Origin of the sequence: Haloarcula rara, from assembly GCF_029338235.1 — an archaeon.
Lineage (GTDB): Archaea > Halobacteriota > Halobacteria > Halobacteriales > Haloarculaceae > Haloarcula > Haloarcula rara.
Genome location: NZ_CP119785.1, coordinates 484,735 through 510,986 on the forward strand (window position 1 = coordinate 484,735; position 26,252 = coordinate 510,986).

Annotated in this window: 27 protein-coding genes and 1 pseudogene; 9 read left to right on the forward strand and 19 right to left on the reverse strand. The window is 67.3% G+C overall.

Going from position 1 to position 26,252, the window contains the following annotated elements; all coding sequences use genetic code 11:
- Positions 1–31 precede the first annotated feature (31 nt).
- The 4 genes from P1K32_RS02505 to P1K32_RS02520 form a co-directional block, all read right to left on the reverse strand.
- A complete protein-coding gene (locus P1K32_RS02505) occupies positions 32–856 on the reverse strand; it encodes a hypothetical protein (RefSeq protein WP_276251147.1) in 825 nt (274 codons plus the stop codon).
- A gap of 76 nt (positions 857–932) precedes the next feature.
- Positions 933–1,076, reverse strand: a complete 144-nt coding sequence (locus P1K32_RS02510) for a hypothetical protein (RefSeq protein WP_276251148.1) — start codon at positions 1,074–1,076, stop codon at positions 933–935.
- Positions 1,054–2,472: a phosphomethylpyrimidine synthase ThiC gene (gene thiC / locus P1K32_RS02515; protein ID WP_276251149.1), complete on the reverse strand. Its 1,419-nt coding sequence runs from the start codon at positions 2,470–2,472 to the stop codon at positions 1,054–1,056. The genes P1K32_RS02510 and thiC overlap by 23 nt, the downstream gene beginning before the upstream one ends.
- A 190-nt stretch (positions 2,473–2,662) precedes the next feature.
- The gene (locus P1K32_RS02520) at positions 2,663–3,490 is read right to left on the reverse strand and encodes a molybdopterin synthase (protein ID WP_276251150.1); all 828 of its coding nucleotides are present in this window, start codon (positions 3,488–3,490) and stop codon (positions 2,663–2,665) included.
- Between the two features lie 99 nt (positions 3,491–3,589).
- Between P1K32_RS02520 and P1K32_RS02525 the strand changes: the two genes are divergently transcribed.
- Positions 3,590–4,258, forward strand: coding sequence for a DUF4382 domain-containing protein (locus P1K32_RS02525; protein ID WP_276251151.1), 669 nt, complete (start codon positions 3,590–3,592; stop codon positions 4,256–4,258).
- A gap of 15 nt (positions 4,259–4,273) precedes the next feature.
- Here P1K32_RS02525 and moaC read toward each other — a convergent pair whose 3' ends face one another.
- From moaC to pyrB, 4 genes are all read right to left on the reverse strand, one after another.
- Positions 4,274–4,756 (reverse strand): cyclic pyranopterin monophosphate synthase MoaC, encoded by a 483-nt coding sequence (moaC, locus tag P1K32_RS02530; RefSeq protein ID WP_276251152.1) that lies wholly within the window; start codon positions 4,754–4,756, stop codon positions 4,274–4,276.
- Between the two features lie 41 nt (positions 4,757–4,797).
- Positions 4,798–5,316 carry a MogA/MoaB family molybdenum cofactor biosynthesis protein gene (locus tag P1K32_RS02535; protein ID WP_276251153.1) on the reverse strand — a complete coding sequence of 173 codons (519 nt, stop codon included), beginning with the start codon at positions 5,314–5,316 and terminating at the stop codon, positions 4,798–4,800.
- Positions 5,317–5,453: 137 nt separating this feature from the next.
- Positions 5,454–5,921 (reverse strand): aspartate carbamoyltransferase regulatory subunit, encoded by a 468-nt coding sequence (gene pyrI / locus P1K32_RS02540; protein ID WP_220586962.1) that lies wholly within the window; start codon positions 5,919–5,921, stop codon positions 5,454–5,456.
- Positions 5,918–6,832 (reverse strand): aspartate carbamoyltransferase, encoded by a 915-nt coding sequence (pyrB, locus tag P1K32_RS02545; protein ID WP_276251154.1) that lies wholly within the window; start codon positions 6,830–6,832, stop codon positions 5,918–5,920. Before pyrB ends, pyrI begins: the two co-directional genes overlap by 4 nt.
- 184 nt (positions 6,833–7,016) lie before the next feature.
- Between pyrB and cobT the strand changes: the two genes are divergently transcribed.
- The 4 genes and pseudogenes from cobT to P1K32_RS02565 all read left to right on the forward strand — a co-directional run bounded on the left by cobT (position 7,017) and on the right by P1K32_RS02565 (position 11,059).
- On the forward strand, positions 7,017–8,066 hold the full coding sequence (gene cobT / locus P1K32_RS02550) for a nicotinate mononucleotide-dependent phosphoribosyltransferase CobT (RefSeq protein ID WP_276251155.1): 1,050 nt from the start codon (positions 7,017–7,019) through the stop codon (positions 8,064–8,066).
- A pseudogene (locus tag P1K32_RS02555) lies at positions 8,063–9,357 on the forward strand (cobyrinic acid a,c-diamide synthase). Before cobT ends, P1K32_RS02555 begins: the two are co-directional and overlap by 4 nt.
- Before the next feature lie 95 nt (positions 9,358–9,452).
- Positions 9,453–10,262, forward strand: coding sequence for a diadenylate cyclase DacZ (gene dacZ / locus P1K32_RS02560; protein WP_276251156.1), 810 nt, complete (start codon positions 9,453–9,455; stop codon positions 10,260–10,262).
- A gap of 2 nt (positions 10,263–10,264) precedes the next feature.
- Positions 10,265–11,059: a mechanosensitive ion channel domain-containing protein gene (locus tag P1K32_RS02565; protein WP_276251157.1), complete on the forward strand. Its 795-nt coding sequence runs from the start codon at positions 10,265–10,267 to the stop codon at positions 11,057–11,059.
- 34 nt (positions 11,060–11,093) lie between these two features.
- On the opposite strand, the gene P1K32_RS02570 is transcribed toward P1K32_RS02565, so the two are convergent.
- The gene (locus P1K32_RS02570) at positions 11,094–11,642 is read right to left on the reverse strand and encodes an acyltransferase (protein ID WP_276251158.1); all 549 of its coding nucleotides are present in this window, start codon (positions 11,640–11,642) and stop codon (positions 11,094–11,096) included.
- A 418-nt stretch (positions 11,643–12,060) separates the two neighbouring features.
- Positions 12,061–13,350, reverse strand: coding sequence for a phosphoribosylamine--glycine ligase (gene purD / locus P1K32_RS02575; protein ID WP_276251159.1), 1,290 nt, complete (start codon positions 13,348–13,350; stop codon positions 12,061–12,063).
- Positions 13,351–13,442: 92 nt separating this feature from the next.
- Here purD and P1K32_RS02580 point away from each other — a divergent pair, with 92 nt between their 5' ends.
- On the forward strand, positions 13,443–15,629 hold the full coding sequence (locus P1K32_RS02580) for a thioredoxin domain-containing protein (protein ID WP_276251160.1): 2,187 nt from the start codon (positions 13,443–13,445) through the stop codon (positions 15,627–15,629).
- 11 nt (positions 15,630–15,640) lie between these two features.
- Here P1K32_RS02580 and P1K32_RS02585 read toward each other — a convergent pair whose 3' ends face one another.
- Positions 15,641–16,402 carry a hypothetical protein gene (locus tag P1K32_RS02585; protein ID WP_276251161.1) on the reverse strand — a complete coding sequence of 254 codons (762 nt, stop codon included), beginning with the start codon at positions 16,400–16,402 and terminating at the stop codon, positions 15,641–15,643.
- A 191-nt stretch (positions 16,403–16,593) separates the two neighbouring features.
- On the opposite strand from P1K32_RS02585, the gene P1K32_RS02590 reads away from it, so the two are divergent.
- A complete protein-coding gene (locus P1K32_RS02590) occupies positions 16,594–17,034 on the forward strand; it encodes an ester cyclase (RefSeq protein WP_276251162.1) in 441 nt (146 codons plus the stop codon).
- Between the two features lie 10 nt (positions 17,035–17,044).
- Here the strand turns inward: P1K32_RS02590 and P1K32_RS02595 are convergent, their stop codons facing one another.
- Complete coding sequence (locus P1K32_RS02595; protein WP_276251163.1) at positions 17,045–18,841, reverse strand: PAS domain S-box protein; 1,797 nt, start codon at positions 18,839–18,841, stop codon at positions 17,045–17,047.
- Between the two features lie 145 nt (positions 18,842–18,986).
- On the opposite strand from P1K32_RS02595, the gene cutA reads away from it, so the two are divergent.
- Positions 18,987–19,295 (forward strand): divalent-cation tolerance protein CutA, encoded by a 309-nt coding sequence (cutA, locus tag P1K32_RS02600; RefSeq protein WP_276251164.1) that lies wholly within the window; start codon positions 18,987–18,989, stop codon positions 19,293–19,295.
- A gap of 39 nt (positions 19,296–19,334) precedes the next feature.
- Here the strand turns inward: cutA and P1K32_RS02605 are convergent, their stop codons facing one another.
- The 3 genes from P1K32_RS02605 to P1K32_RS02615 form a co-directional block, all read right to left on the reverse strand.
- Positions 19,335–20,312, reverse strand: coding sequence for a hydroxyacid dehydrogenase (locus P1K32_RS02605; RefSeq protein WP_276251165.1), 978 nt, complete (start codon positions 20,310–20,312; stop codon positions 19,335–19,337).
- Positions 20,313–20,387: 75 nt separating this feature from the next.
- A complete protein-coding gene (locus P1K32_RS02610; protein ID WP_276251166.1) occupies positions 20,388–20,780 on the reverse strand; it encodes a thioredoxin domain-containing protein in 393 nt (130 codons plus the stop codon).
- Between the two features lie 41 nt (positions 20,781–20,821).
- Positions 20,822–21,256 carry a DUF488 domain-containing protein gene (locus P1K32_RS02615; RefSeq protein WP_276251167.1) on the reverse strand — a complete coding sequence of 145 codons (435 nt, stop codon included), beginning with the start codon at positions 21,254–21,256 and terminating at the stop codon, positions 20,822–20,824.
- Between the two features lie 108 nt (positions 21,257–21,364).
- On the opposite strand from P1K32_RS02615, the gene P1K32_RS02620 reads away from it, so the two are divergent.
- Positions 21,365–22,288 carry a PLP-dependent cysteine synthase family protein gene (locus P1K32_RS02620; protein WP_276251168.1) on the forward strand — a complete coding sequence of 308 codons (924 nt, stop codon included), beginning with the start codon at positions 21,365–21,367 and terminating at the stop codon, positions 22,286–22,288.
- Here the strand turns inward: P1K32_RS02620 and P1K32_RS02625 are convergent.
- The 4 genes from P1K32_RS02625 to P1K32_RS02640 form a co-directional block, all read right to left on the reverse strand.
- Positions 22,285–23,046: a helix-turn-helix transcriptional regulator gene (locus tag P1K32_RS02625; RefSeq protein WP_276251169.1), complete on the reverse strand. Its 762-nt coding sequence runs from the start codon at positions 23,044–23,046 to the stop codon at positions 22,285–22,287. The two genes, P1K32_RS02620 and P1K32_RS02625, sit on opposite strands and share 4 nt — an antisense overlap.
- Before the next feature lie 228 nt (positions 23,047–23,274).
- Positions 23,275–23,781 carry a DUF5804 family protein gene (locus P1K32_RS02630; RefSeq protein ID WP_276251170.1) on the reverse strand — a complete coding sequence of 169 codons (507 nt, stop codon included), beginning with the start codon at positions 23,779–23,781 and terminating at the stop codon, positions 23,275–23,277.
- Between the two features lie 27 nt (positions 23,782–23,808).
- On the reverse strand, positions 23,809–24,996 hold the full coding sequence (locus tag P1K32_RS02635) for a tRNA sulfurtransferase (RefSeq protein ID WP_276251171.1): 1,188 nt from the start codon (positions 24,994–24,996) through the stop codon (positions 23,809–23,811).
- Between the two features lie 44 nt (positions 24,997–25,040).
- Complete coding sequence (locus P1K32_RS02640) at positions 25,041–26,243, reverse strand: methionine adenosyltransferase (RefSeq protein ID WP_276251172.1); 1,203 nt, start codon at positions 26,241–26,243, stop codon at positions 25,041–25,043.
- Positions 26,244–26,252: the final 9 nt, after the last annotated feature.

Here is a 26,252-nt window from a genome sequence, read left to right on the forward strand (position 1 = left end):
CGTAAAAAGCCACGTGGCGACTGCCGGGCCTTTAGTCCGGGCCGAAGGACTGTCCCTCGCGGGCGTCCGCACCGAGCCGGCGAACCGTCGCCCGGGCGTTGCTAGCGTCGTAGCCAAAGAGCACCGAGTGGCCGTACTCCGCGGCCACCTCGGTCGCTTTGGCGAGGTCGTCGATATCGACGTCGACGGCGTACAGCTCGATGCTGAAGGGCGTCGAGAGGCGGTCGCGGAACCCCTTCGCGAGTATCTCCAGCCAGTAGGTCGTCGAGTAGGCCATATCGTAGATGGGGACGACGAACTCGTCGACGTAGGGTTCGATGTCGTCGACGGCGACGCCGGTGCGGGCCTCGAGATGGCCCGGATACGGGTCCGGGTAGAGTGTCAGATAGAGGTCCCCGGGGACCCGCTCGCGGGCCGCCGCGACGAAGTCGGTCATGACCTGGGTCCGCCAGGCCCCCCAGTCGTCGAAGTCGCTGTCGGCGAAGCGTCGCTCGCAGCGGTCGCAGTGGCAGTACTCCTCGCGCGGGAAGCCGACGTCGTCGAGACGGACGTCGCCGTTTACCTCGGCGGCCTCCTCGACGATGTCGAGCAGCCCCTCCCGGTAGCGGTCGTGGGTCGGACAGACGTAGGTCCAGTCGAAGTAGGGTTCGTTTCGTGTCGCAGCGGTTCCCTCGTCGTCGAACGCGAGCAGTTCCTCCTCGCCCTCGACGGCGTTGTCGCCGAAACACGAAACCATGTTCACCGCCCCCTCAACGGGCTCGGTCGCCCGCCCGGTGACGTCTTTGACCTCGTAGAACGCCCGGTCGAACTCCGACCACTCCGTCTCCTCCTCGTTTCGCGTGACGACGCCGTACATGCCCACGGCTAGGCCGGTCGGTCGGGTAAGCGTTCTGAAAAGGGTGGTTGGATACGATACGACGGCAGGAGCCGCGTTACTTCTTGACGACGTACGCCGCGCCGATAGCGGCGACAACCGTGAGCAGGAGGAGTATCTTCTTTGACATCGTTTCGTCGTAGGCAACCGCCTCATAAAGAACTATCGGAGCGTTGAGTTTAACCGTCGTCCCCGACCGCACCAGGTGGTATCGACGCGCCGTCGTGCGTGCCGACCGGCGGCCGGTTCACCTCGGCGGCGGGCGAGTCGCCGGCGTCGGTGCGCTCGTCTCCCGCCGTCTCGATATCGGCCATCTCGCCGTCTTCGCGGGCGTCCTGGTCGATACGCATCGAACAGAAGTCGACGCCACACATCGAGCAAAAGCGGGCCTCCTTGTAGTTATCACCGGGGAGGGTCTGGTCGTGGTACGACTTGGCGCGCTCGGGGTCCAGCGCCAGGTCGAACTGCTCGCGCCAGTCGAAGGCGTAGCGGGCCTCCGAGAGCGCGTCGTCCCACGCGCGGGCGCCCTCGCGACCGTTCGCGACATCGGCCGAATGCGCAGCGATACGGTAGGCCGCCAGCCCGTCCCGAACGTCGTCCTGCTCGGGCAGTCCGAGATGCTCCTTGGGAGTAACGTAACAGAGCATGGCGGCGCCGGCCCGGGCGGCTTCGGTCGCCCCGATAGCGCTCGTGATGTGGTCGTATCCGGGCGCGATATCGGTCACCAGCGGCCCCAGCACGTAGAACGGCGCGCCGTCACAGACGCGCTGCTGGCGCTCGACCTGCTCGGCGACCTGGTCCATCGGGACGTGACCCGGCCCCTCGACCATCACCTGCACACCGCGGTCCCAGGCGGTCCGGGTCAGTTCCCCGAGCGTGTCGAGTTCGGCGTACTGCGCCTCGTCACCGGCATCGGCCAGCGACCCCGGCCGCAGTCCGTCGCCGAGGCTGAACGTGACGTCGTAGTCGGCGAAGATGCCGCATATCTCGTCGAACTCCGTATACAGGGGATTCTCCATCCCGTTTTCCTCAATCCACTGAGCCAGAATCGACCCGCCGCGCGAGACGATACCCGTCTTTCGGCCGTCCGTCAGCGGGAGATGTTCCATTAGAACGCCGGCGTGGATGGTCATGTAATCGACCCCCTGTCTGGCCTGCTTCTCGATGACGTCGAGCAGGAGCTCGTGGGTGATGTCGGACGGTTCCTCGACCCGCTTGACCGCTTCGTAGATGGGGACCGTCCCGATGGGGACCGGCGAGTGTTCGATGTTGGCTTCGCGGATAGCGTCGAGGTCGCTCCCGGTCGAGAGGTCCATCACGGTGTCGGCGCCGTAGTGAACCGCAGTGTGGAGCTTTGCCAGTTCGCCCTCGAGGTCGCTCGTCTCCTCGCTGTTCCCGATGTTGGCGTTGACCTTCGTGCCGAACTCCCGGCCGATAATCATCGGGTCGAGCGAGTCGTGGCCGACGTTCGCCGGGATGACCGCCTGTCCGTCGGCGACCTGCTCGCGGACGAACGCCGTCTCGACGTTCTCCCGCTCGGCCACGCGTTCCATCGCTCCGGTCACTGTTCCGTTGCGAGCCGCCTGGAGCTGTGTCATCGATAACCTAGTTATACTACTAGGTTATAAATTTCGGGGGCCCCCGCAGACGCCGCTTCTGACCGGGCTCGAAGCAACAGACAGCGTTTGGAACCGGATGACTACCGTCTCGTCGCCTACCGGGAACACAGATACCAAAGCGTCCGTCTCCGGCAGTGGTGTGGCGCCAGACTGATAGCGAGTGTGGGGCCTAACACTCCCGCTCGTGGGCCCAGAACTCCTCGTCGACGGTCACTTCTTTCTTGAACAGCGGGACCTCCTCTTTCAGTCGGTTGATACCGTCCTGGACCGCCGCGAAGGCCTCCCCGCGGTGGCCGGCCAGGACGACCACGAAGACGATATCCTCCCCGGCCTCGACGACGCCGGTCTTGTGGTGGAGCCGGACGGCGTGGACGCCGTCGCGAGCTTCCAGTTCACGCCGCAGCGTTGCCATGCGCTCCTGGGCGACCCCGTCGTAGCGCTCGAACTCCAGGAACTCCGTCGGCGGATCCTCGGGCCCGTCTCTCGCCCGCACGCGGCCGGTGAAGGTGGCGATAGCCCCCGCTCGGTCTTCGTCGGGTGAGCGCTTGACCGACTCGACGAGCGTCGAAAGCGTGACGTACGGGTCCCGCTCGTCGAGGGTCGCCAGTATGGCCTCGAGGTCCGCGACCTCGCCGCTGTCGAACCGGGAGAGCACCGGATCGGCGGCCTCGCGCTCGCCCAGGACGACCTTCGGGAGCGAGGCGTCGCTGTACCCCTCGAGGAAGGCGTAGTCGTAGTCGGGCGCCAGCGCCTCGAGCGTGTCGGTCAGCGAGCGTGACTCGCCAGTGGCGAACCACTCGCCGTCGTCGGTCAGCGCAACGGTCTGTGCGGCGCCGGCTGCCCGGTGCCGGGCAGTGTCTTTCCCTTCGGTGTCGATATCCGGCGAGTCTGTACAGTGCTTCACGGTAGCGATTCGGCCGTCACAGCGCTCGACGAGCCGTTCGACCAACGTCGTCTTCCCGCTGTCGGAGTCGCCCACAATCCCCAGGACCTGCATACGACTGTTTTGCTGGCCGTCCCACGTAGGTGTTTCCGCTCGGGAAACAACCACCACGTCGGCCACCAAGCACTTGCCCGCCTGGCCGATGTATCAGTTGTGAACCGACGACAGTATCTACAGACAGCAGGGGTCGCCACAATAGCTGGCCTGGTCGCCGGCTGTAGCGGCTCGACGAGCGGAGACAGCGAGAAGACCTACGGGACGCTCTCGACGAGCGTCACCGACCAGCCGGCTGACATCGACGACTTCGAATCCTGTGTCGTGACGCTGCAGGGCATCTGGATAAAGCCGGCCGAAGGCGGAACCGAGTCGACTGAGGAGACGCCGGAGACGACCACCGAGGACAGTACCGACGACGACGGTCGCCGCTACATCGAGTTCGAGGAGGCCCAGGAAGCCGACCTGGTGGAGCTCCAGGGGTCGAACACCCAGCTCATAGACGAGACCGAAGTCGAGACGGGCGACTACGAGTACCTGCAGCTCGACGTAAGCGGCGTCGAGGGGACGCTCACCGACGGGAGCGAGACGACAGTCGACACGCCCGGCGAAGCGCCGCTGAAGTTCAACGCGGCGTTCGAGATTCGGGAGGAGGAGACGACCAGTTTCATCGCCGACTTCACGCCGGTCAAGCGCGGCCCCAACGGCTACATCATCCAGCCGGTCGCCTCGGGCACCAAGGTGCTGTACGGTGACGACGAGTACACCGCCGAGGACGCGACTATGACCGAGACGGCGACCGAAGACGCGAGCGCGACCGAGAGCTAGGCGCTCGCCGTCGGGCTACTCGCCCAGCGCCGACTTCGTCTTCTCGACGACGCGTACGTCCTCGATAGCCGCCGTCGGGTACTGCCCGTCGCCGTCTTTCTCGCTTGCTTTCACCATGTCCCAGACGACGTTCAGCCCCGTCGTCACGCCCTCCAGGGCCTCCATCTCGCAGCCAGTCTTGCCGACCGTCTCGACGGCGACGGTGCATTCGACGGCGTCGTCCCCGACCGCAAAGTCCGTCTCGACATTCGTGATGGGAATCTGGTGGCACATCGGAATCGTCTCCCAGGTGTGCTTTACCGCCTGGATGGCGCCGATGCGAGCCGTCGTCAGCACGTCGCCTTTGCCGATGTTGTCCTCAGAAATCGCCTCGAGCGTGGCCGCCGAGAGGCGAATCTCTCCCCGGGCGACCGCCCGACGCTGTGTATCGGCCTTCTCGCCGACGTCGACCATCTGGGCGTCGCCGTCCTCGTCGACGTGTGTGAACTCTTCAGTCATGCGTCGGCCTACCGCGACCGCCCCCAAAACGCTGCGGGTTCTTACCGCCTGACGAGCCCCAGCAGGTGGCCCACAGCGGGGGCGACCAACTGCTCGCTCCCGGTGCGCGCGGCGTTCTCGCTGCCAGGCAGACAGAAGACCAGCCGGTCGGCGACGACGCCGGCGGTGGCCCGCGAGGCCATCGCCATCGGGCCGACTTCCTCGAATGAGACGTAGCGGAACAGCTCCCCGAAGCCGGGAATCTCGCGGTCGAACAGCGGGCCGACGGCGTCGACGGTCACGTCGTCGGCCGTCAACCCGGTGCCGCCGGTCGTCACCACCACGTCGGCGCCCGCCTCGAGGGCGCCCGTCACCGCGTCGGCGATGGCGACCCGGTCGTCGGTGACGAGCAGTCGGTCAGCTACGTCGTGACCGGCGTCGACGAGCGCCGTTTCGATGACGTCCCCGCCGGGGTCGTCCTCGAGCGTACGCGAGCAGGAGACGGTCACGACGGCGATGGAGACGTCGTCTTCGTCGTGTGTGTGGTGGTCGTCGGGGGCGTGGTCCTCGTGGTCGCTCATACGCCCGACAGCGGCCCCGTGGAGCAAAACTGTCGGGGATACCTGCAGGTACTACGTCGACGGCGCTGTCCGGGAGCGGTCGCTGACCGGCGTCGATACCAGAGCGCGACCGTCAGCGGAAGTAGACGAGCGGACCCCTACTCCGCGAGGATGTGGGCCGGCAGGTTATCCCGGATAATCGTCTCGCAGTACTCACACCGCACCCCGTCGTCGACGACGGCGAAACGGGACTTGACCGGTTCGTCCTCCGTCGAGATGCAGTTGTGGTTCGGACATTCGAGGACCCCTTCGACCATCGAGGGGCGCTCGACGCGGGCCTTCTCGACGACCTCGAAGTCCCGGACAATGTTGATAGAGGCTGCGGGCGCGATGAGCGAGAGGACGTCGACCTCGTTCTGGGAGAGCTCCTTGCCCTCGACTTTCACGATGTCTTTCTTCCCGAGGCGGTCGGAGGGCATGTTCATCGCGACTGAGACGGAGTCGCCGCTGGTGCCGTCGATGCCCAGAATGGCGAGGACGTTCAGCGCCTGGCCGCCCGTGATGTGGTCGATGACGGTGCCGTTGCGTATCTTCGAGACGCGGAGTTGCTGGTCGTCGTCGGTCATTCGTTTGCCTCCAGAAGCATATCGAGCAGCGCCATCCTGACGGGGACCCCGTTGTGGGCCTGCTCGAAGTAGGTCGCGTACTCGGTATCGTCGATGTCGTGGGCGATTTCGTCGACGCGGGGCAGCGGATGCATCACGGTCAGGTCGTCCTTCGCGGCCGCTAAGGTCTCGCTGTCTATCTGGTACTGCCCGGCGACCTCGCGGTACTCGCTCTCGTCGGGGAACCGCTCGCGCTGAATGCGGGTCACGTAGAGCACGTCGAGTTCCGGAAGCACCTCGTCCAGCTCGGTGTGTTCACGCACTTCGGCACCCTCCTGGTGGAGGTCGTACCGAACGGAGCGGGGCAGCTGCAGGGACTCGGGGCTGATGAAGTGCTGGTGGGCGTCGACGTTGGTCAGCGCGTGGGCCAGCGAGTGGACGGTGCGGCCGTACTTCAGGTCGCCCATGATACCGATACTGAGGTCGTCGAAGCCGGCGTTCTCCCGTATCGTGTAGAGGTCCAGGAGCGTCTGGGTGGGATGTTGGCCGGCGCCGTCGCCGGCGTTGACCAGCGGGACGTCGACGAACTCGCTGGCCATCTTCGAGGACCCTTCCATCGGGTGGCGCAGGACCAGCGCGTCGGCGTATCCCTCGACGACTCGCACCGTATCGGCCAGGGACTCACCCTTCTTGACGCTGGAGGACTCCACCGACCCCATGTCGACGATGTCCCCGCCCAGTCGCTTCATCGCCGTGGTGAAGCTCATCTTGGTGCGCGTGCTGGGTTCGAAAAAGAGCAGCCCCAGCAGTGTGCCGGCGTGCCGCTCGGCGTAGGCCTCCGGGTCCGCCGCGATGTCGGCCGCGTGGTCGAGCACCGCCTCGATGTCGGCCCGCGACAGCTGTTTGGCGCTGATGATGTGGTCGTGCCGCATCTTACTCCCACACCCGCCCCCGACGCTCTTGAATCTCTCGACACGGCGAGCGCCTGGTCATGTTCGGTTTGGCTGTGCCTTCCGCACCCGTTTAGCGAGCGGAGCGACCGGCGGCCCCTGGAACTAAAACTGCCTCCTAGCCCGACCGGAGCGTTAAAGTCCGGTTGCAGTAGTCCAACCTAGTATGACACGGTCCCCGGAGGCGACACGGTTCGTCCTGGTCGCCGGGACGACGGAGACGGCGCGACGAACGGGTATCAGCGCCGCTGGCGCTGACGCTGACCTGCTGGCGACGACGCCCGCGGCCGACGCGGAACTGCTCGCGTACGGACGGCCGGTCCGGACAGAGACGGTGCCGGTGAGTCCGAGCGGCTGTCCCACGCCGGCGCTGGTGACACGAGCGGTTCGAGAACTCCTGGACGTCGAGCTGACGGTCGTCGACGGCGGGCTTGCCGAGCCGACGGGTGCACCAACGGTCTCGGTCGGGGCGGGCGTCGGCCGGGACATCGGCGAGCAGGACCCGGTTCCGACTGCGTATGGCGCCTTCGAGGCGGCCCGGCAGTTCGGCCGTCGACTCCCGACGAACGAGCTCTGGCTGGCCGAGACCATCCCCGGCGGGACGACGACGGCACTGGGCGTGTTGCGGGCCCTGGGCGAGGACGCGATGGTCTCCTCGTCGCTGCCCGAGAACCCAATCGAGCGAAAGGAGGCGGCCGTCCGCGAGGGGCTCGAAGCGAGTTCGATGGAACCGGGCGACGCCGCGGGTGAACCCAAGCGAGCGGTTCGGCGGATGGGTGACCCGGTGCTTGCGACGCTCGCCGGACTCACGACCGGTGCCCTCGAGACCGACACGGCGGTGACACTGGCCGGCGGCACACAGCAACTCGCCGTGGCGGCCCTGGTACGGCACACCGGCTACGAGGGGCGGCTCGGACTGGCGACGACGAGCTACGTCGCCGACGACCGGACGGCGGACCTCAGGGCGAGCGCCGGCGAGCTGGCCCTCGACCTGACCGTCACCGACCCCGGCTTCGACGCGAGCGACCACGTCGCCATGGAGCGGTTCGTCGCCGGGGAGGCCAAGGAGGGCGTCGGTATGGGCGGGGCGCTGGCGATGGCCGACCGCGCCGGGATACCGATGGCCGACGTCCGCGAGCGCTTCGCAGTGGTGTACGACGACCTGCTGGGTGAGCACGCGGCCGACACGACGACCACCGGCGGTGCGTCCCGATGAAGGGAGTCGTGCTGGGCGGGACATCGTCGGGCGTCGGCAAGACCGTCGCGGCGATGGCGACCATGCGAGCACTGGACGCGGCGGGCTACGACCCCCAGCCCGCGAAGGCCGGGCCGGACTTCATCGACCCGAGCCACCACACCGCCGTCGCGGGCACCCCTTCGCGGTCGCTGGACCCCTGGCTGGCCGGCGAGGAGGGCACCCGACGGACCTACTGGCGGGGCGAAGGCGACGTCTGTGTCGTCGAGGGGATGATGGGGCTCTACGACGGGACGAAGGTCTCGACGGCCCGCGTGGCCGAGGTGCTCGACCTCCCGGTCGTCCTGGTGGTCGACGCCAAAGCGGGGATGCAGAGCGTCGGCGCGACGGCGCTTGGCTTCCAGCAGTACGCCGCCCACGCCGGCGTCGACATCGACGTCGCCGGCGTCGTCGCCCAGCGCGCCCACGGGGGCGCCACGCCGACGGCATCCGCGAGGCGCTGCCCGACGATATCACGTATCTCGGACGCGTGCCGCCCACGCCGGACCTGGAGATTCCCGACCGGCACCTCGGTCTGGAGATGGGCGCCGAGTCGCCGGTCGACGAAGCGGCCCTCGACGAGGCGGCCGAGACTATCGACGCCGATGCCATCGCCGAGCTCGCCCGCGAGCCGCCGGCAGCCTCGCCCGAGCGACCGCTCGAACCCACCGACTCCGGACGCACGCTCGCTGTCGCCAGTGACGCCGCGTTCTGTTTCCGGTATCCGAGCCTGCGGGAGCGCTTCGACGGCGCCGTCGACCCGTTCTCGCCGCTCTCCGGTGACCCGGTGCCCGACGCCGACGCCGTCTACCTCCCCGGCGGCTACCCGGAACTGCACGCCGAGACGCTGTCGGACTCCGCGACGCTCGACGAACTCGCGGCCCGGGCGGCCGACGGACTCCCGGTCTACGGGGAGTGTGGCGGGCTGATGGCGCTCTCAGAGTCGCTGACGACCGTCGAAGGAACGACCTACGGGATGGCCGGCGTCCTCCCGGCAACCGTCGAGATGCGCGAGCGCTACCAGGCGCTGGACCACGTGGAACTGCGCGCTCGCCGGGACTCGCCGGTCACACCAGCGGGGCGCCGTCGGCGGGGCCACGAGTTCCACTACTCCGCCGCGTCCGTCGACGGCGACGCCACCTTCGCCTTCGACGTCGAGCGGGGCGAGGGAATCGACGGCGAACACGACGGCCTGACCGAATACGCCACGGTCGGGACCTACTGTCACGCCCACCCGGAAAGCGGTGCCTTCGACGAACTGCTGGCCGACTAATCGGTCTGGGATCGGCCGTAATCTGTCAGACGGAACGCCGACGGACGGCTGACCGCCCATAAGGTTTTTTCCTGTTTGCCGTCGTGATACGGACAATGAACGAGTTGCGCGACCTGGTCGAGGGACTGGTCGCAGATATCGACGCCGTCTTTCTCTTCTCGCCGAGTTCGAGCAACTACGAGACGCTCAGAGAGGCCGACGGCACTGTGGTCGTGGTGGGACCGGAGAACGCCGTCGACGCCGACGAGTTCGTGCAACTCCCGATAGACTTCACGGACCTGGAGGGACGCATCCGCTTTGGCATCGAGGGCGCCCTGGAGCAGGAACTCATCGAAGAAGGCGACGAGGTGGCCTGCGTTAGCGACTTCATGAACGGGACGGCCAACGCCGTCACGCGCATCCAGACAAACGAGTTCTCGCCGTCGGGCGTCTACGACCTCTTCGTCAACTCGCGGGCCGAACCCGGCGTCGTCAGGGACGTCTTCGAGGTGGCCGTCGAGCTCGGGAAGAAAGGCCAGAAGGGCAAGCCAGTCGGCGCCCTCTTCGTCGTCGGCGACGCCGGCAAGGTGATGAACAAGTCACGGCCCCTCTCGTACAACCCCTTCGAGAAGTCCCACGTCCACGTCGGCGACCCCATCGTCAACGTGATGCTCAAGGAGTTCTCCCGGCTGGATGGCGCATTCGTCATCTCCGACGCCGGGAAGCTAGTGTCGGCCTACCGCTATCTCGAACCCTCCGCGGAGGGCGTGGACATCCCGAAGGGGCTGGGCGCCCGACACATGGCCGGTGGGGCCATCACCCGCGACACGAACGCGACGGCGATCGTCCTCTCGGAGAGTGACGGGCTGGTTCGGGCGTTCAAAGGCGGGGAACTCGTTCTGGAGATCGACCCAGAGGAGTACTGACGATGCAGTCGATTCAGGACTGGCCCGACCTCATCCGGACGCTGTTCTCGCCCCAGGGGACCTTCGTCGTCTCGCTCGTGATTCTGGGTGTCGGCCTGCTCGCCGGCTTCATCGTCTGGCGGGCCGCCCGCCAGTTCATGGCGGAACTCGGCGTCCCGGAGACCGTCGAGGGGACCCCCTTCGAGCGGACCGCCCGCAGCCTGGGCACCTCGACGGTCGGCATCATCTCGAATCTGGCCGCGCTGTTCGTCTACATCATCGCCATCACCGTCGCCCTGAACATCGCCCAGCTCGTCCAGCCCGAGGCCTACTGGACCCGCTTTACCGCCTTCCTCCCGAACCTCTTTATCGCCGTCTTCGCCATCATCATCGGCCTCATCGCAGGCGACAAGGCGAAGCTGGTCGTCTCCGAGCGCCTCCGCAGTGTCAAGCTCCCCGAGGCGGGCGTGGTCCCGGAAATCGTCAAATACAGCATCTTCTATCTCGCTGTCCTCGTCGCACTCGGCCAGCTGGGCGTCGCGACGCTCGCCTTGCTCATCCTCCTTGCCGCCTACGCCTTCGGGCTGGTCTTTCTCACCGGACTGGCGCTGAAAGACCTGCTGGCGGCCGCCGCCGCCGGGCTCTATCTGTTGCTCACCGAACCCTACAGCATCGGTGACGAGGTCGTCATCGGCGACCAGCGCGGCATCGTCCAGGAAGTGGATATGTTCGTCACGCGCGTCGAGGCCGACGGGAAAGAGCACATCATCCCGAACCAGCAAGTGATGACAGAGGGTATCGTCCGCGTACGCGAGTAATCGGTCGACCCGCTCAGCGCTCGTTTTCGTCGGTTTACTCGCCGTTCTCGTCGCCGTCACCGGCGCCCAGCGGCTCGGCCGGAACGCCGGCGACTGTCTCGCCGGCCGGCACGTCTTCGACGACCAGCGAGTTCGCGGCGACCTGGGCGTCGGCGCCGATTTCGACCCCCGGCAGGACGACAGCGCCCGCGCCAATCATCGCCCGCTCGCCGACGACGACCTCGCCGGTGCGGTACTCCGCTTGCAGGAACTCGTGACACAGCAGCGTCGCGTCGTAGCCGACGATGGCGTCGTCTTCGACGGTGATGAGCTCCGGCCAGAACACGTCCGGCGTCGATTCGAGCCCCCAGGCGACGCCCTCGCCGACGGTCATCCCGAGACGACCCAACAGGTAGTTCTTGAGCCTGAGACTCGGGGAGACCCGACAGACGAGAATGACGACGTAGTTGAGCATCACCCGCAGCCGGCCTTTCCCGTCCGGCCACGGGAACAGCGAGTTACGCGGCCCCGGCGTCGCGACGCGATGGAGTCGGTCGTGGCGCCGCTCTGTCGCTGACTCGTCCGGCTCTGTCGCGTCGCTCACGCCTGTCGCTTGGACGGCGCCCCCCTTGAACGCCTCGCTAGCAAAAGCAGGGACTGTCGTTACCGGCACCGAAACTATTGTTCCAAACAGCCAGAAAGCCCCGGGTTGCTACACTCGGGGGGCTCGTTGCGCCCTTCGCTCACTTCGTTCGCTCCAGTGCTTACATCGCCCGCCTTCGTGTAGCAACCCGCCCCTTTCAGTCCCACCCAGGCCGGCTGGTCAACCGGCTACGGGCGGGACTGAAAGGGGCCGGACGCTCAGGGAGCGAGACGATGCAAGGACCACAGCGAACGTAGTGAGCGAGGACCGCAGCGAGTCACAGCCCCTGAGCGTCCGGGGGCTTTCTGGCTGTCAGCAGTCACGCTATCGCTGGTTTGGCTTGCGTTAGTGAAAACGTCAAAAACGGAAACGACTCTTCCTAGTCCCGGATCTCGTCCATGTGGTCGATGCGCTGCTGGACGAGGTCGGGCGTGCCGATGTCGTGGCGCACGCGCAGGCCCTCGGTCCCGGCCCGCTCCAGGGCGCCCTCGGCGATGGCCTCGGCTTCGCTGATAGTGTCGGCGATACCGACGACAGCATACGAGCGAGAGGTCGTCGTGTAGATGCCGTCCTCGCGGTCGTCGACGGAAGCGTAGAACAGCAGCGCGTCGCCGGCGTTCTCGGCGTCGATAGTCACTTTCGCGCCGGCCTCGGGGTCGGTCGGATAGCCGTCGGGGACGGCGTACTTACAGACCGTCGCCTTGGGCTGGAAGGAGAGCTGGGGAATCGACCGCTCCTCGCGGGCGGCGACGAGCACGTCGAGGAAGTCCGTGTTGAGCACGGGCAGGGTGTTCATCGCTTCTGGGTCACCGAAGCGGGCGTTGAACTCCACGACGCGGGGACCAGTCTCGGTCAGCATGAACTGGCCGTACAGCACGCCCTTGTAGCCGTCCAGAGCGTCGACGGTGGCCCGAAGCACGTCGACAGCGGCGTCGTAGTCGTCCTCGGTCATGAACGGCAGCTCCAGGCTGGCGTCGGAGTAGCTGCCCATCCCACCTGTGTTTGGCCCCTCGTCGCCCTCGTAGGCGCGCTTGTGATCCTGGACGGCGGGCGTGACTCGGAGCTGGCCGTTGGCGACGAGTGCCTGAACGGTGAACTCCTCGCCGACGAGGCGCTCTTCGAGGACGACGCGGTCGTACTCCGACTCGCGGAGGTACTCCTTTGCCTCCTCGGCGGTACACTGGTCACCGATGACGCGGACGCCCTTGCCACCGGTCAGCCCGGCGGGCTTCACCGCTAAATCGCCGTCGTACTCGTCGATGTAGTCGCAGGCGGCGTCCATGTCGTCGAACGTCTCGAAGTCCGGACAGCCGGGGATGTCGTGTTCGGCCATGAACCGGCGCTGGAAGGCCTTATCCGTCTCGATGCGGGCCTCGTCGGCCTGCGGACCGAAGGCGTAGACGCCCGCTTCGTCGAGCGCGTCGGCGACGCCGGCCGCCAGCGGCGCCTCCGGGCCGACGACGGCGAGGGTCGCGCCGACGTCCTCGGCGTACTCGGTGACGGCCTGCGGGTTGGTCGTCTCCAGCGTCTCGAACCCCTCGGCGAGGTCGACGATACCGGGGTTTCGGTTGCCCGCACAGGCGTAGAGGTCGGCGTCGGAGTCTGCGAGCGCACGCGCGACGGCGTGTTCGCGGCCGCCGCCACCCACGAGCAGCACTGTCTCTGTCATACCCGATATCCCAGTCGGTACCGGCCTAAATGTTGCCTTTCGCCGGCCCCGATGACCGACTCCTTTTGAGGCCGGCCCGCCGAAGCACAGTCATGAGCGACAGCGCCGACCCCACCGAGCGGAACCGCCTCGACGAGGCCGAGAGCCCCTATCTGCGCCAGCACGCCGACAACCCAGTCAACTGGCAGCCGTGGGACGAGCAGGCCCTCCAGGCCGCGAAAGAACGGGACGTCCCCATCTTCCTCTCTATCGGCTACGCCGCCTGTCACTGGTGTCACGTCATGGAGGAGGAGAGCTTCCAGGACGAGGCCGTCGCCGAGACCCTGAACGAAAACTTCGTCCCGGTCAAGGTCGACCGCGAGGAGCGGCCCGACCTCGACAGCGTCTACATGAGCATCTGCCAGCAGGTGACCGGCGGCGGCGGATGGCCCCTCTCCGCGTGGCTCACACCCGACGGGAAGCCCTTCTACGTCGGGACGTACTTCCCGCCCGAGGAGAAACACGGCCGTCCCGGCTTTGCCCAGCTCCTGGACCGGCTCGCCAACTCCTGGTCGGACCCCGAACAGCGCAGTGAGATGGAGAACCGGGCCCAGCAGTGGACCGACGCCATCGAGAGCGACCTCGAAGCGGTCGGCGAGCCCGGCGACCCCGACGAGAACATCATCGGGACGGCCGCGACGGTCGCCCACCGCGGTGCGGACCGCGACCACGGCGGCTGGGGGTCGGGCGGGCCGAAGTTCCCCCAGACCGGTCGTCTCCACGCATTATTGCGGGCCCACGCAGACGGGGAGCGACCGAGCGGCGGCGGGCTCGCCGGACCACAGGGCGGCGACGGGCCGTCCGACGACTACCTCACGGTCGTCGAACAGACCCTCAACGCGATGGCCGACCGCGGGCTGTACGACCACGTCGGCGGCGGCTTCCACCGCTACTCGACGGACATGCAGTGGGCGGTGCCCCACTTCGAGAAGATGCTGTACGACAACGCCGAGATTCCGCGGGCCTTCCTCGCGGGGTATCAGGCCATCGGCAACGAACGCTACGCCGCCGTAGTCCGGGAGACGTTCGAGTTCGTCCAGCGGGAACTTCAGCACGAGGACGGGGGCTTCTTCAGCACGCTGGACGCAGTGAGCAGGCCACCCGTGAGCGACCAGGACGCCGACACCGAAGAGGGCGCCTTCTACGTCTGGACGCCCGAGCAGGTCCACGACGCCGTCGCGGACGAGCAGGCGGCGGATATCTTATGTGAGTACTTCGGCGTCAGCGACGGGGGCAACTTCGAAGGCGCGACCGTCCTGGGCGTGCGAAAGCCCGTCGAGGTCCTGGCCGAGGAGTACGAACTGAGCGAGGCCGAGCTGACCGAGAAGCTGGAGACGGCCCTCAACGAGGCCTTCGAGGCCCGCGAGGAGCGCCCGCGGCCCGCCCGCGACGAGAAGATACTGGCCGGCTGGAACGGGCTGATGATATCGACGCTGGCCGAGGGCGCCGTGGTGCTCGACGACGCCTACGCCGACGTGGCCGCCGACGCGCTGGCGTTCGTCCGCGAGCACCTCTGGGACGAGGGAGAGCACCGGCTCTCGCGACGCTTCAAGGACGGCGACGTGGCTATCGACGGCTATCTGGAGGACTACGCGTTCCTCGGTCGGGGCGCCGTCGACCTGTATCAGGCCACCGGCGAGGTCGACTATCTGGCGTTCGCGCTGGAGCTGGCCGACGCTATCGTCGAGGCGTTCTGGGACAGCGAGGAGGGGACGCTGTATTTCACCCCGACCGGCGGCGAGGCGCTCGTCGCCCGCCCGCAGGAGCTGACCGACCAGTCCACGCCCTCCAGCACCGGCGTCGCGGTCTCCCTGCTGCTGGAACTGTCCCACTTCGGCGAGGACGACCGCCTCGCCGACGTGGCCGAGCAGGTCATCCGGAGCCACGCCGACCGGGTCTCGGCGAACCCGCTCCAGCACGCCTCGCTCACCCTCGCGACGGACACCTACGAGCGGGGGTCGCTCGAACTGACGCTCGTCTGTGACCCGGCCGACCCGCCCGGCGAGTGGACCGAGACGCTCGCCGACCGGTACGTCCCGCGTCGACTGCTGGCCTGGCGGCCCGACGACGACGGCGCGTTCCAGTCCTGGCTCGAGGGCCTGGGCCTCGAGGAGGCACCGCCGATATGGGCCGGTCGCGACGCCGCCGACGGCGAACCGACGGTGTACGCCTGCCGGGACTTCGCCTGTTCGCCGCCCCGGCACGACCTCGATGAGGCCCTCGACTGGGGCGAGAACTAGCCCGGCGCCGCTCAGTAGTGCTTGAACAGGAGCCCTCTGACGTCGTCTTTCGTCCGGACCGTCTCCGTCGTCCCGTCCGGCAGGTCGACCTCGTACGGCGAGTCGCTCCCGCCCTCGCGCCACTTGTCCTCGTGGTCTGTCAGTAGCTGGTTAGCAGCCGAGAGGACCGCGCCCGGTCCGTCGCTGGCCGCTGCCGAGGTCGACGTGCTGCCGCCACTATCGCCGCTCTCCGTCTCCGTGCCCGTATCGGTCCCGTCGCTCTCCGTCTCCGCGCCCACGTCAGTCCCGTCTCCAGCCTCGTCACTCGCCGCCTCGTCACCCGCGTCAGCGCCCTCCTCCGCATCGCTATCGGCGTCCGTCTCCGCCGCCGACGGTGTCTCCGATGACGACTCGTCGGTCTCACCACTCTCCGTCACCTCGCTCTCGGCTGCGCTCGCCGCGTCGTCGCCCTCGACCTCGGCGAGTCGCGCCGCGAACTCCCCGACCCCCAGCGTCGAGAGCAGCTCGCCCCGCATGGTCTCGGCGTCGATGCCGCTGCCGGGGACCCCTTCGACGTCAGTCGCGACCGCCTGGAGTGCCCCGAACTCGGCTGTGGCGATTCGTTCGTGGGCGACGTCGCCCTGCTGCTCGGGGGGCGTGTACGTGTCGAGGAGATACTGGACGACATCCGTCGTCCGGATGTGGCCGTACGTGTCGATGTACGCCGCCTCTATCTCTTCCTGAATCGCCTCCAGACGCTCACGCTGTGACTCGGTGACGGTAATCTCGGGCATTAGTACCCAAGTTTCTATCGTCCAGGTTCGTGTAGTTTACCCCCGATCCAGCGGCCGGACGAGGCGTCCCAGCGTCGAGGCTATCGCGATTCGACGGCGGCTCCCGGCCCGCTCGTTCGCGCAGTGCAAGCGGTTATCACTCCCGCCCGGAGTAGGGTACGGCCATGGCCCGGGCTGAGAGGGTACGGCATGTGGAGCGGGTGTTCGAGGCGTTCAACGACCACGACGCGGACGGTATCGTCGCCGAGATGGCCGCCGAGGGGACCTTTACCGACCCGTTCCAGGACGAACCGCTCGCGAGAGACGAGTTCCACGAGATGTGTGTCGGCTTCTTCGACGTGTTCCCCGACGCCAGGTGGGAGCGCGAGCGGGTTATCGGGGGTCAGGACAGCACTGTCGCCGTGCAGGCGACGCTGTACGGGACGTTCGCGGAACCGCTGGAACACGTCCCCCCGACCGGCGAGTCGCTCGCACTGCCCGCCGTCTCGCTGTTTACGATGTCCGAGGCGGGTATCACGACGTGGCGGGACTATTGGGACCAGGCGACGTTCAGACGGCAGCTCGGCCTCTCGTTTCCGGCGGTCCTGGGACACCTGCCGCGGATGCTCCGGTGGAAACTCCGAGAGCTGTAAGCCGCGCCGCTCAGTCGTCGACGAACTCGACACCGGTAATCTCGAAACGGGCGCCCCCATCAGCACTCGTCGCCGCCCGAATCGACCAGCCGTGTGCCTCGGCCACCTGCTTGACGATGTTCAGTCCGAAGCCGGTGCCCTCGCCGCTCGTCGAGTAACCGACCCGGAAGACGCGGTCGCGTTCGGTCACGGGAATGCCCGACCCGTCGTCGGCCACGTAGAAGCCGTCGTCGAGGCGCCCGACGGTTATCGAGACGTCCTGCCCGCCGTGGTTTATCGCGTTTGCAAAGAGGTTCTCAAACAGGTGCCTGAGCCGCGATTCCTCGGCGACGATGGTGGCGTCCGTCCGCACGGAGAGTGCGTCCGACGACACGCCGGTCGTCCTGGCACACGCCCTCGCGAGGGCCGGAAGCCGGACCGGCGCTGGGTCGGATTCCGTCTCGCCGTGTCGCGCGAGGGTCACCAGATTGTCGATGAGACGCTCCATCCGAGCCACAGTGTCGTGACAGCGTTCGAGTGACTCCTCGTCGTCGGTCTCGATCAGGTCCAGTGACGCCGAAAGCGTCCGGAGCGGGTTCCGGAGGTCGTGGCTCACCACCGTCACGAACTCGTCGAGGCGGTCGTTCTGGCGCCTGAGTTCGCGTTCGCGCTCCTTCCGGGTCGAGATATCGCGGAAGTACCCCTGGTTGTAGTACTCCCCGTCGATTTCGACAGTCTGGGCGCTTATCTCTACGGGTATCTGTTCGCCGTCCGCGTCGACGACGGCGAGCTCGACCTGCTCCCCGAGCGTCTCGTCACGGCCCCCGCCGGAACCGACGTGTTCACTGAACAGCTCGGCGTACTCCTTGGCCTTCTCTGGGGGATGGAGCGCCGTCTGGTCGAGCCCGACTATCTCCTCGCGGGACCGGCCGAGCAGCCGTGTCGCCGCCTGGTTGGTCTCGCGGATTTCGCCGGACTCGGCGTCGGCGACGAAGACTGCGTCCGGGGCACCGTCGAGCAGCGTCTGATACCACTCTTTGGTCTGGGCGATATTCTGTTCCCGTTCCTTGCGCTCGGTGATGTCCCGTATCGTCCCACGGACACGCTGGCAGGCACCGTCCTCGAACTGCGGGTCGGCCCGCGTGCGCACCCACTTCTCGGTGCCGTCGGCGGCGGTGATTCGAACCTCGATATCGTACGGCTCGCCGTCCGCTAACGCCCCCGACACGGCGTCACGAACCCTATCTCGGTCGTCCGGGTGATAGAACCGCTCGATATCCCGCTCTGGCCCCGGCTCGTAGTCTGCATCGACGCCGTAGATGTCGTACACCTGGTCGGTGAAGTAGGCCGCTTCTTCCCGTGGATTGTACTCCCAGGCCCCCACGTCGGCGAGGTCCTGGGTCTTCTCTAGTAGCTCGTTTTTCCGTTCCAGTTCCCGCTCCGCGCGAAACTGCGCCACCGCCCGACTGACCCTGTTCGCGAGGAGTTCGTACTGGTCCGTCCCGGTCGCTTTCTGGAGATAATCCGTCGCTCCGAGGGTGAGCGCCTCGCTCGCGACTTCCTCGCTCCCCTTGCCGGTGAAGAGAATAAACGGGAGGTCGGGGTGGTCCTCGCGGACGGCTTCGAGGAACTCGAGGCCGTTCATCTCGGGCATCTCGTAATCGGAGACGATACAGTCGACCGCCGGCGTGAGTCGGTCCAGTCCATCGGCCCCGCTCAGGGCGGTCTCGATGGTGAGGCGGTCGTCGTCGCGCTGGAGAAATTCGGCTGTCAGGTCGGCGAAATCAGGGTCGTCGTCGACATGGAGAATACGAATCGCGTCACCCATACTCTCCATATACACGCACGTTGTATGTCATAGTTCCTCGGGTTCCTGGAGTTCGCTGGCGACCCGCTGTCCGCTGGCTCGGGCCCGACACCGTCACGAGTCGGACAACCCTAGCCTGATTCCCCAGCCCCCCGTTGCCGTCAGTATGCCGACCGTCTACATCACGGCACCACGGGACGTGGCCCCGGAGATTGCCCGCACACTTGTCGAGGAACGACTGGCGGCGTGCGTGAACCGCTTTGGCTGTGACTCCGTCTATCGCTGGGACGACGAGATTCAGACCGACGAAGAGGCGGTCCTCCTGGCGAAGACGACCGACGAGCGATACGCCGCCCTCCGTGACCGGGTCGTCGACCTCCACCCCTACGAGGTCCCGTGTATCGAACGGTTCGACGAGAGCGATATCCTCGAGGCGTTCGGGGACTGGCGCGACGAGAGCGTCGGGGAGAGGTAAGACATCTCGCGCCGAGGGGCGAGCAAGCGGTGGCGGTGCTTACTCCGTGACCTCGTCCGCGAGGGCGTCGCGGTTCACCGTCGACGGGGGCACGCCGCCGTCGTGGACGGTCCTGACGTTCGCGGCGGCCCGCTGGCTCATTCGGGCCAGCGCTTCCTCGGTGACGCCGCCGACGTGGGGGGTCAACACCACGTCGTCGCGGTCGAACAGCGGGTGGTCCTCCGCCGGTGGCTCCTCGGCGAACGTATCCAGCCCCGCGGCGCCCAGGGTGTCGGTCTCAAGCGCCTCCAAGAGCGCATCTTCGTCGACAATCGGCCCCCGGGCGGTGTTGATGAGGACGCCGCGCTCGCCCAGCGCCGCCAGTTCATCGGTCGAGATAGCGTGTCGGGTCTCCTGGGTCAGCGGCGCGTGGACGCTCACCGCGTCCGACCGGGCGAACAGCGCACCGAAATCGGTGACCCGCTCGACCCGTGCCGGGACGTCGTCGTCGGGAACGTACGGGTCGTACATGAGCACCTCCTGACCGATGCCGTGAGCCAGGTCCGAGGTCTCTCTGGCGATGGCACCGAAGCCGAACAGGCCCAGCGTGTTGCCGGTCAGTTCCCGGCCGGTGTAGGCCCCGCGGTCCCAGCCGCCGCCCCGGACGTGCCGGTCGGCGCTCCGGTGATTGCGCCGCAGCGCGAACAGGAGCGAGAGCGCGTGTTCCGCGACCGAGCGTGAGTTCGCACCGGGCGTGTTACAGACGACGATACCCCGCTCCGAGGCCGCCTCGATGTCGACGTTGTCCAGTCCCGCCCCGTGTTTGGCGATACCCTGTAATCGGTCCGCCCTGTCGATGACGGCGGCGTCGAGCTCGGCGACCCTGACGATGACGGCGTCGTAGCTGCCGATATCGTCCAGTGCGGCGTCGACGCTGTCGTACTCGTCCATCCCGGTACAGTCGGCGAAGTCGGCTATCGACTCCGGTCCGGACGGGTCTATCTGCTCCGGAACCAGCACGTCCCAAGTTTCAGCCATATAACAACTCCACACGGGGGAGAAGTAAAAGTACGTGTGCCGCTCCGGCTCCGGGGGACGTGTGCCGCCGTCGCCTCAGAGCGCGGCCTCGATTTCGTCGGCGAGGTAGACGGCGATAGGGACCCGCTCTTCCTCGACGAAGCGGACTATCTCTTCACCGTCGCGTTCGACTACGACTGTCGGGATGTACTCGATGTCGTACTCCTCGACGCCGGGACCGGTCTTCGAGCCGTCCTCGACCTTTTCGGTCGGGTAGTGGTGGATACACGACTCGGGGACCTCCGCTGCCTCCAGCGCGGCGCCGAAGTCGGGTAACTGGGCCCGACAGTCCTTGCACCAGTCGCCGCCCCAGATGTGGTAGTCCAGGTCGTGCCGGTACCGGGAGAGGACATCGACCGTGTCGGCGTAGGCGTCCTGTACCCAGACCGGGTTCGGTTCCATCGTTTCGAGGTGGCCGGTTTCGCTCATGGCCCACTGTTGGCCGGCGACTGGCTTGAACCTCCCGACTGTCAGGCCACCTCAAGCCGGGCCCGGAGCCGGTCCTGGAGGAGTGTCCGGTGACAGCGTTTGCGGTCGCCCTCGAAGCAGACGAGCACGACGTGTTCGCCATCGGCGACACGGGCTGCCAATTCTTCGAGTGCCCGCTGGGCGTCCTCGTCGTCGTCCAGATACGCCAGATACCGGGACTCGAAGTTCGTCTCGTCCCAGGCGGCGTTGTGGGCGCCCTCCTCACAGAGGCCCTGCATCTGGAGGTCCTCGGCGCGCTGTTTCGTCGCCTCGAGCAGGTCTGCCGGCGGGCCCAGCTCGGGGACGTTCTCGTCGACCGCCGCGTGAAACCATCCCGTCGACTCGCGGACCACACCCACGAGCGTCTCCGCGCCGTCGAGGTCGGCAAGGTCGTGCTGTATCGCCGCGACGTACGTCTCGGAGACGGCACCGCGCATAGGTGGCCCTTCGCCTCGCTGCCGGAAAGTACCGCCGGCATTCCTGACTCCCCCTCGGCCTTGCGGTTCCACAGGGGGTTTTAACCGGCGACGGCGTAGGCGGCGCCAATGCACGAGTCACTCAGCGACTCCATCGTCGAGACCATCGGCTCGCCGCTGGTGTCGGTTCGGGCCCCGGAGGGGGCGACAGTGGCCGCGAAGGTCGAGTCGTTCAACCCCGGCGGCTCCGCGAAGGACCGCCCGGCGCGGTTCATGATAGCACGCGCCGAGCGCGAGGGAGTCATCAGTCCCGGCGACACGCTGGTCGAACCGACCAGCGGCAACACCGGCATCGGGATGGCGATGGTCGGCGCCGCGAAGGGGTACGACGTGGTGCTGGTGATGCCGGCCTCGAAGTCGCCCGAACGCCGCCAGATTATGGAAGCCTACGGCGCCGACATCGAACTGGTCGAGGGCGACATCACGGTCGCCAAAGAGCGCGCCGACGAGCTAACCGACCGCGACGGCCACGTCCAGTTGCGCCAGTTCGAGAACCCGGCGAACCCGCAGGCCCACTACGAGACCACGGGCGAGGAGGTCATCGAGCAGGTCGGCGACCGGACCGTCGACGCGCTCGTCGCGGGCGTCGGTACCGGCGGCACGATTACCGGCACCGGCCGCCGGCTACGCGAGGCGTTCCCGGAGCTTGATATCGTCGCGGTCGAGCCGGCCGGCAACGCCGTCCTCTCTGGGATGGAGCCGGGCACCGGCGAGGACAGCTTCCAGGGGATGGGGCCGGGATTCGTCAGCGACAACCTCGACGTGGACCTGCTCGACGACGTCAAAACTGTCGAACTGGACGACGCGGAGGCCGAGTGTCGCCGTCTCGCCCGCGAGGAGGGTATCCTCGTGGGCCAGTCCTCCGGCGCGTCGAACCTCGCGGCCCGCGAAGTGGCCGCGGAGCTACTGGACGACGGCGTCGCTGACCCGCTCGTCGTCACCGTCTACTGGGACAGCGGCGAGCGGTACATGTCGACCGGGATGTTCGACTAGTACACCTGTTCGGCGTCGGCCCGGTACCGCTCGTATTCTGTCCGTGCCCACTCGTTCATCGCCTCGGTGTCGTTGTTGATGAGGCCGACGAGCCCGGTGTCGTCGTGGACGATGAGCCCGCTTATCGTCCCATCGGGGACCTCTGCGGTCCAGACGATGTAGGGTATCGGCCGGTCGGTGACGAACCCGTGTACGTCGGCTGCCGCTTCGACCCGCTTCAGCGCCGACTCGTAGGTCGTCGAGAGCGCCTCGAACGCCGCCTCGGTGTACACGAGTTCGATGTCCGTCCCGCTCTCGATGAGGTTGTCGACCGCTTCGAGATAGCGCGGCGCGACGACGGGCGAGGTCGTCCGTAACGTCTCGGCGCGCTGGACCGGGTCGACGTTGACTTCGATGGGCCCCTCCGGGGCGGCCGGCGTCGACTGGACCACCTGTGCGCCCTCGAGCGCTGCCGGGTCGACGTCGACGTCCGGCGGCAACGCCGACAGCACCGGCTGGGCCTCGGCCAGCGCGTCGAGTCGGTCGAGATACCCCTCGTAGGCTGCGAGCGACTCACGCCCAGCGTAGGTGGTCACGTAGTGGCTCCCGTCGCGTTCGACGAGGCTGGCCTCCTGGAGTTCGTCGATAGCTCTGTCGACAGTCGACCTGGACAGCGAGAGGTGGTCGACGAGCTCCGGTTTCCGCATCCCGGTCTCGAGCGCCGCGAGGACGTCCTGTCGTTTCGCGACGACACCCGCGTGGTTCTTCGCCGGCGGCATATATAACGAATAATTACCAGTGTGGAATGCATGTTCCGGTTCGGTCGCCAGGTTGTGGCCGACTGTTCAGCGGGTGGGAATTCTCCCGGCCAATCGGTATTTCACTCCAGCAATCCACAGCTGAAACGGGTGGCGACGCCGCAACGCTCGCATACACCTGTCCAGTCGTCACGGCAATGCCTCTGACACACTCGTCGTGACGAAGGGGGGCAGCGTGGCACCCGTCTTTCAGGCACCGAACTCCGACTCAGTGACGCGTACGACGAGCGTCTCGTCTACCTCGCGGAGGTCGTACTCGGGAATCGTCTCGCCGGTGCGGGTCAACAGCATGGGCTCGACGAGCGCCGGCGGGCGGTCCTGTGACGCCGCCTCGCTGTCGTCTGAACCGTCGCTATCGGCGTCCGCGACCACGCCGTAGACCATCAGGAACCGCCCGGTCTCGTCGGGTTTGACCTCGTCGTCGCGTATCGCCGTCGCGAGCTCCCGCGAGAGCCACTCGTTCTCGCTGATGGAGGGGACCTTCACGAAGGCGGCGTCGGTAAACCGGACGAGATACCAGTTCAGGTCGTTGAGCAAGGCGACCGCCGCCCCCAGACTCACCGTCTCCACTTGGAGCGTGTTCTCGAAGGGCTCGCGCAGGTCGTAGGTGACCAGTGCGTTCCGTGCGGTCTCCCGGGAGAGCAACTCGTACCGGAGGTTCACGTCGTCGCTCCCGACGAGACACACCTGAGCCATACCACGACTCACTAGCGCCCCGGAGATTTACCTTTCGATGGGGACGACCTCGCGGGCCCCGGCACAGGCCCGTGCTCGCTCGAAGAGGTCGTTCGGCTCGGCGGCCCGGAGCCGTTCGAGGTCGGCGTTCGTCTCGGGCAGCTCCGGGGCGACCCGGTTGCAGCCGGTGTCGACCGTGGCGTCCTCGAAGGTGCCGATGCGTCGGGCGAGGTTCGTGATGTCGGCCTTGTCCATCGCCAGCAGCGGCCGGTGGACCGGCAGCGAGGCCGCGGCGTCCGTCACCGCGACGTTCGCGCTGGTCTGGCTCGACTTCTGGCCGATCGCCTCGCCGGTCACGACACCGACGGCCTGCTCGGACTCGGCGACGGCTTCGGCCGCCACGAGCATGTATCGTCGCAGCGCGAGCATCCGCAGGTCGCCCATCTCGGCTTCCAGGTCGGCCACGACGTCGCCGGCGTCGACGACGTGCATCGCCATCGATTCGCCCGGCGCGTAGCTCGCCAGGGTCTCGACGGTCGCTCGCGCTCGCGCCCGGTGGTCCGGCCCGCCGTAGTCCCCCAGGTCGACATAGAGTGGAATCACGGGACAGCCGCGAGCCATCAGTTTCCAGGCGGCGACCGGCGAGTCGATACCGCCGCTGACAAGCGCGACCACCGGCCGCTGGGTGCCAAGCGGGAGCCCGCCCGGTCCCGCGCGCTTCTCCAGGAAGACGTAGGCTCGGTCTGGCCGACACTCGACGTAGAGGGTGAAATCGGGGTCGTCGAGGTCGACCTCGGGGTCGCCACTCAGCGACTCGATTGTGCCCCAGACGGCCGCGCCGCCCTCGGACTCGATGTCGGTGCTGGCGAAGGGGTGAGCGTCGCTGGGACCGGCGCGGGCGGCGTCGACGGCGAAGCTGCCGCCGTCGTAGTTCGCTTCGGTCGCTGCGACGAGGGCCGTTTCGATGGCGTCGAGCGTCGGTTCGACGGTGCGGGCCGGCGACGCCGAGACCACGCCGAACGTGTCCGCGGCGGCGTCCGCGACGGCGCCTGGCTCGTCGGTGTGGACGAACAGGCGGTTGCGCCGGCGCTCGATGTCGCCCGAGAGCCCGCGAGCGTCGAACATCGCCCGCAGGTTCTCGGCGAGCCGGTCTTCCATCTTCCGGCGGACCTGCTCGCTCTTGACGCCCAGCTCGCCGTGGCGCACGAGCACGACGTCGGCCTCGGGCGGGTGCATACCCGCAGTTGCCCGAAGGGAGATAAAGGGGTGTCGCTCGCGGTTCAGAACGTCGAGAGCTCGCCAGCGATGACCTTGCGGGTGACCTCGGTCACGTCGGCCAGTTCCGCGTCGATCGCGGCCCGTACCTCGTCCTCGATGTCCCCGACGGCGACGCCCTCGTCGGTGACGACCATCGCGTCGGCGACGTGGGGCTGGTCGATGGGCGAGCCGATCTGGGAGAGCAGGCGAATCTGAATCTGGCGGATGCCGTCGACCTCCGCGGCGACCGACTGGGCGATCTCCGTCGAGAGGAGGTTGTATATCTTCCCGATGTGGTTGACGGGGTTCTTCCCGGAGGTAGCTTCCATGCTCATCGGTCGGTTCGGCGTGATGAGTCCGTTGGCGCGGTTACCCCGACCGACGGAGCCGTCGTCGCCCTGTTCGGCGCTGGTCCCGGTCACGGTGAGATAGATGGACTCCTCCTCGTAGTCGTCGGCGGTGTTGACGTGGACGCTCACGTCGCGGTCGGTGTACTCCGTTGCCAGGTCGGCGACGTAGTGCCGGACGTCCTCGACGGCCTGCTTGTACGCCTCCAGGTCGGCGACGTGCTCGTCGACCATCGCGACGGCGACGGTCACGTCGATGTGGTCGCCCTCGCGCTTGCCCATCACCTTCACGTCCTGGCCGACGACGGGGTTCTCGGCGGCGTACTCGCCGGTGAGCTTGCGTTCAGTGTTGGCGACGATCTGCTCGGTCTCCGAGAAGGGCGCGTGGCCGACCCCGTAGCTGGTGTCGTTGGCGTTCGGGACGACCTCCTCCTCGCCGAAGACGGTCTGGAGGTCGCCGGAGCCCTCGCCGAACTCCACGTCGACGACGATGTCGGTTCCCAGGTCGAGATGCGGGAAGTTCTCGCCCAGATACTCGCGGGCGGCACGCAGCGCGATGGTCTCGGCGGGAATGCGCTCGCCGTCGTAGGTCTTGGTCGCGCGACCGACCACGAGCAGGTAGATGGGTTCGAGCACCTCGCCGCCCCCGTAGGCCGGCGCGGCGGTTCCGGCGACGAGCTGGGTCTCGTCCGTGTTGTAGTGCAGCACCTTCCCGAAGCGGTCGATATAGGTCTGTGCGAGCGCCCGCGAGACGCTCTCGGCGACCCCGTCACAGATGGAGTCGGGGTGGCCGATACCCTTTCGCTCGACGATTTCGACGTTCTGTTCCTCGACGGCCAGCCCGCTCTCGGGGGCGACGTGGATGTTCCGCTCGGTCATTGCTCGCCC

Bases quoted from the DNA above. Each gene is read 5' to 3' on its own strand.
- P1K32_RS02505 (WP_276251147.1), bottom strand. From the start codon at position 856: ATGTACGGCGTCGTCACGCGAAACGAGGAGGAGACGGAGTGGTCGGAG.
- thiC (WP_276251149.1), bottom strand. From the start codon at position 2,472: ATGACACAGCTCCAGGCGGCTCGCAACGGAACAGTGACCGGAGCGATG.
- P1K32_RS02520 (WP_276251150.1), bottom strand. From the start codon at position 3,490: ATGCAGGTCCTGGGGATTGTGGGCGACTCCGACAGCGGGAAGACGACG.
- moaC (WP_276251152.1), bottom strand. From the start codon at position 4,756: ATGACTGAAGAGTTCACACACGTCGACGAGGACGGCGACGCCCAGATG.
- P1K32_RS02535 (WP_276251153.1), bottom strand. From the start codon at position 5,316: ATGAGCGACCACGAGGACCACGCCCCCGACGACCACCACACACACGAC.
- pyrI (WP_220586962.1), bottom strand. From the start codon at position 5,921: ATGACCGACGACGACCAGCAACTCCGCGTCTCGAAGATACGCAACGGC.
- pyrB (WP_276251154.1), bottom strand. From the start codon at position 6,832: ATGCGGCACGACCACATCATCAGCGCCAAACAGCTGTCGCGGGCCGAC.
- cobT (WP_276251155.1), top strand. From the start codon at position 7,017: ATGACACGGTCCCCGGAGGCGACACGGTTCGTCCTGGTCGCCGGGACG.
- dacZ (WP_276251156.1), top strand. From the start codon at position 9,453: ATGAACGAGTTGCGCGACCTGGTCGAGGGACTGGTCGCAGATATCGAC.
- P1K32_RS02565 (WP_276251157.1), top strand. From the start codon at position 10,265: ATGCAGTCGATTCAGGACTGGCCCGACCTCATCCGGACGCTGTTCTCG.
- purD (WP_276251159.1), bottom strand. From the start codon at position 13,350: ATGACAGAGACAGTGCTGCTCGTGGGTGGCGGCGGCCGCGAACACGCC.
- P1K32_RS02580 (WP_276251160.1), top strand. From the start codon at position 13,443: ATGAGCGACAGCGCCGACCCCACCGAGCGGAACCGCCTCGACGAGGCC.
- P1K32_RS02585 (WP_276251161.1), bottom strand. From the start codon at position 16,402: ATGCCCGAGATTACCGTCACCGAGTCACAGCGTGAGCGTCTGGAGGCG.
- P1K32_RS02595 (WP_276251163.1), bottom strand. From the start codon at position 18,841: ATGGGTGACGCGATTCGTATTCTCCATGTCGACGACGACCCTGATTTC.
- cutA (WP_276251164.1), top strand. From the start codon at position 18,987: ATGCCGACCGTCTACATCACGGCACCACGGGACGTGGCCCCGGAGATT.
- P1K32_RS02605 (WP_276251165.1), bottom strand. From the start codon at position 20,312: ATGGCTGAAACTTGGGACGTGCTGGTTCCGGAGCAGATAGACCCGTCC.
- P1K32_RS02610 (WP_276251166.1), bottom strand. From the start codon at position 20,780: ATGAGCGAAACCGGCCACCTCGAAACGATGGAACCGAACCCGGTCTGG.
- P1K32_RS02615 (WP_276251167.1), bottom strand. From the start codon at position 21,256: ATGCGCGGTGCCGTCTCCGAGACGTACGTCGCGGCGATACAGCACGAC.
- P1K32_RS02620 (WP_276251168.1), top strand. From the start codon at position 21,365: ATGCACGAGTCACTCAGCGACTCCATCGTCGAGACCATCGGCTCGCCG.
- P1K32_RS02625 (WP_276251169.1), bottom strand. From the start codon at position 23,046: ATGCCGCCGGCGAAGAACCACGCGGGTGTCGTCGCGAAACGACAGGAC.
- P1K32_RS02630 (WP_276251170.1), bottom strand. From the start codon at position 23,781: ATGGCTCAGGTGTGTCTCGTCGGGAGCGACGACGTGAACCTCCGGTAC.
- P1K32_RS02635 (WP_276251171.1), bottom strand. From the start codon at position 24,996: ATGCACCCGCCCGAGGCCGACGTCGTGCTCGTGCGCCACGGCGAGCTG.
- P1K32_RS02640 (WP_276251172.1), bottom strand. From the start codon at position 26,243: ATGACCGAGCGGAACATCCACGTCGCCCCCGAGAGCGGGCTGGCCGTC.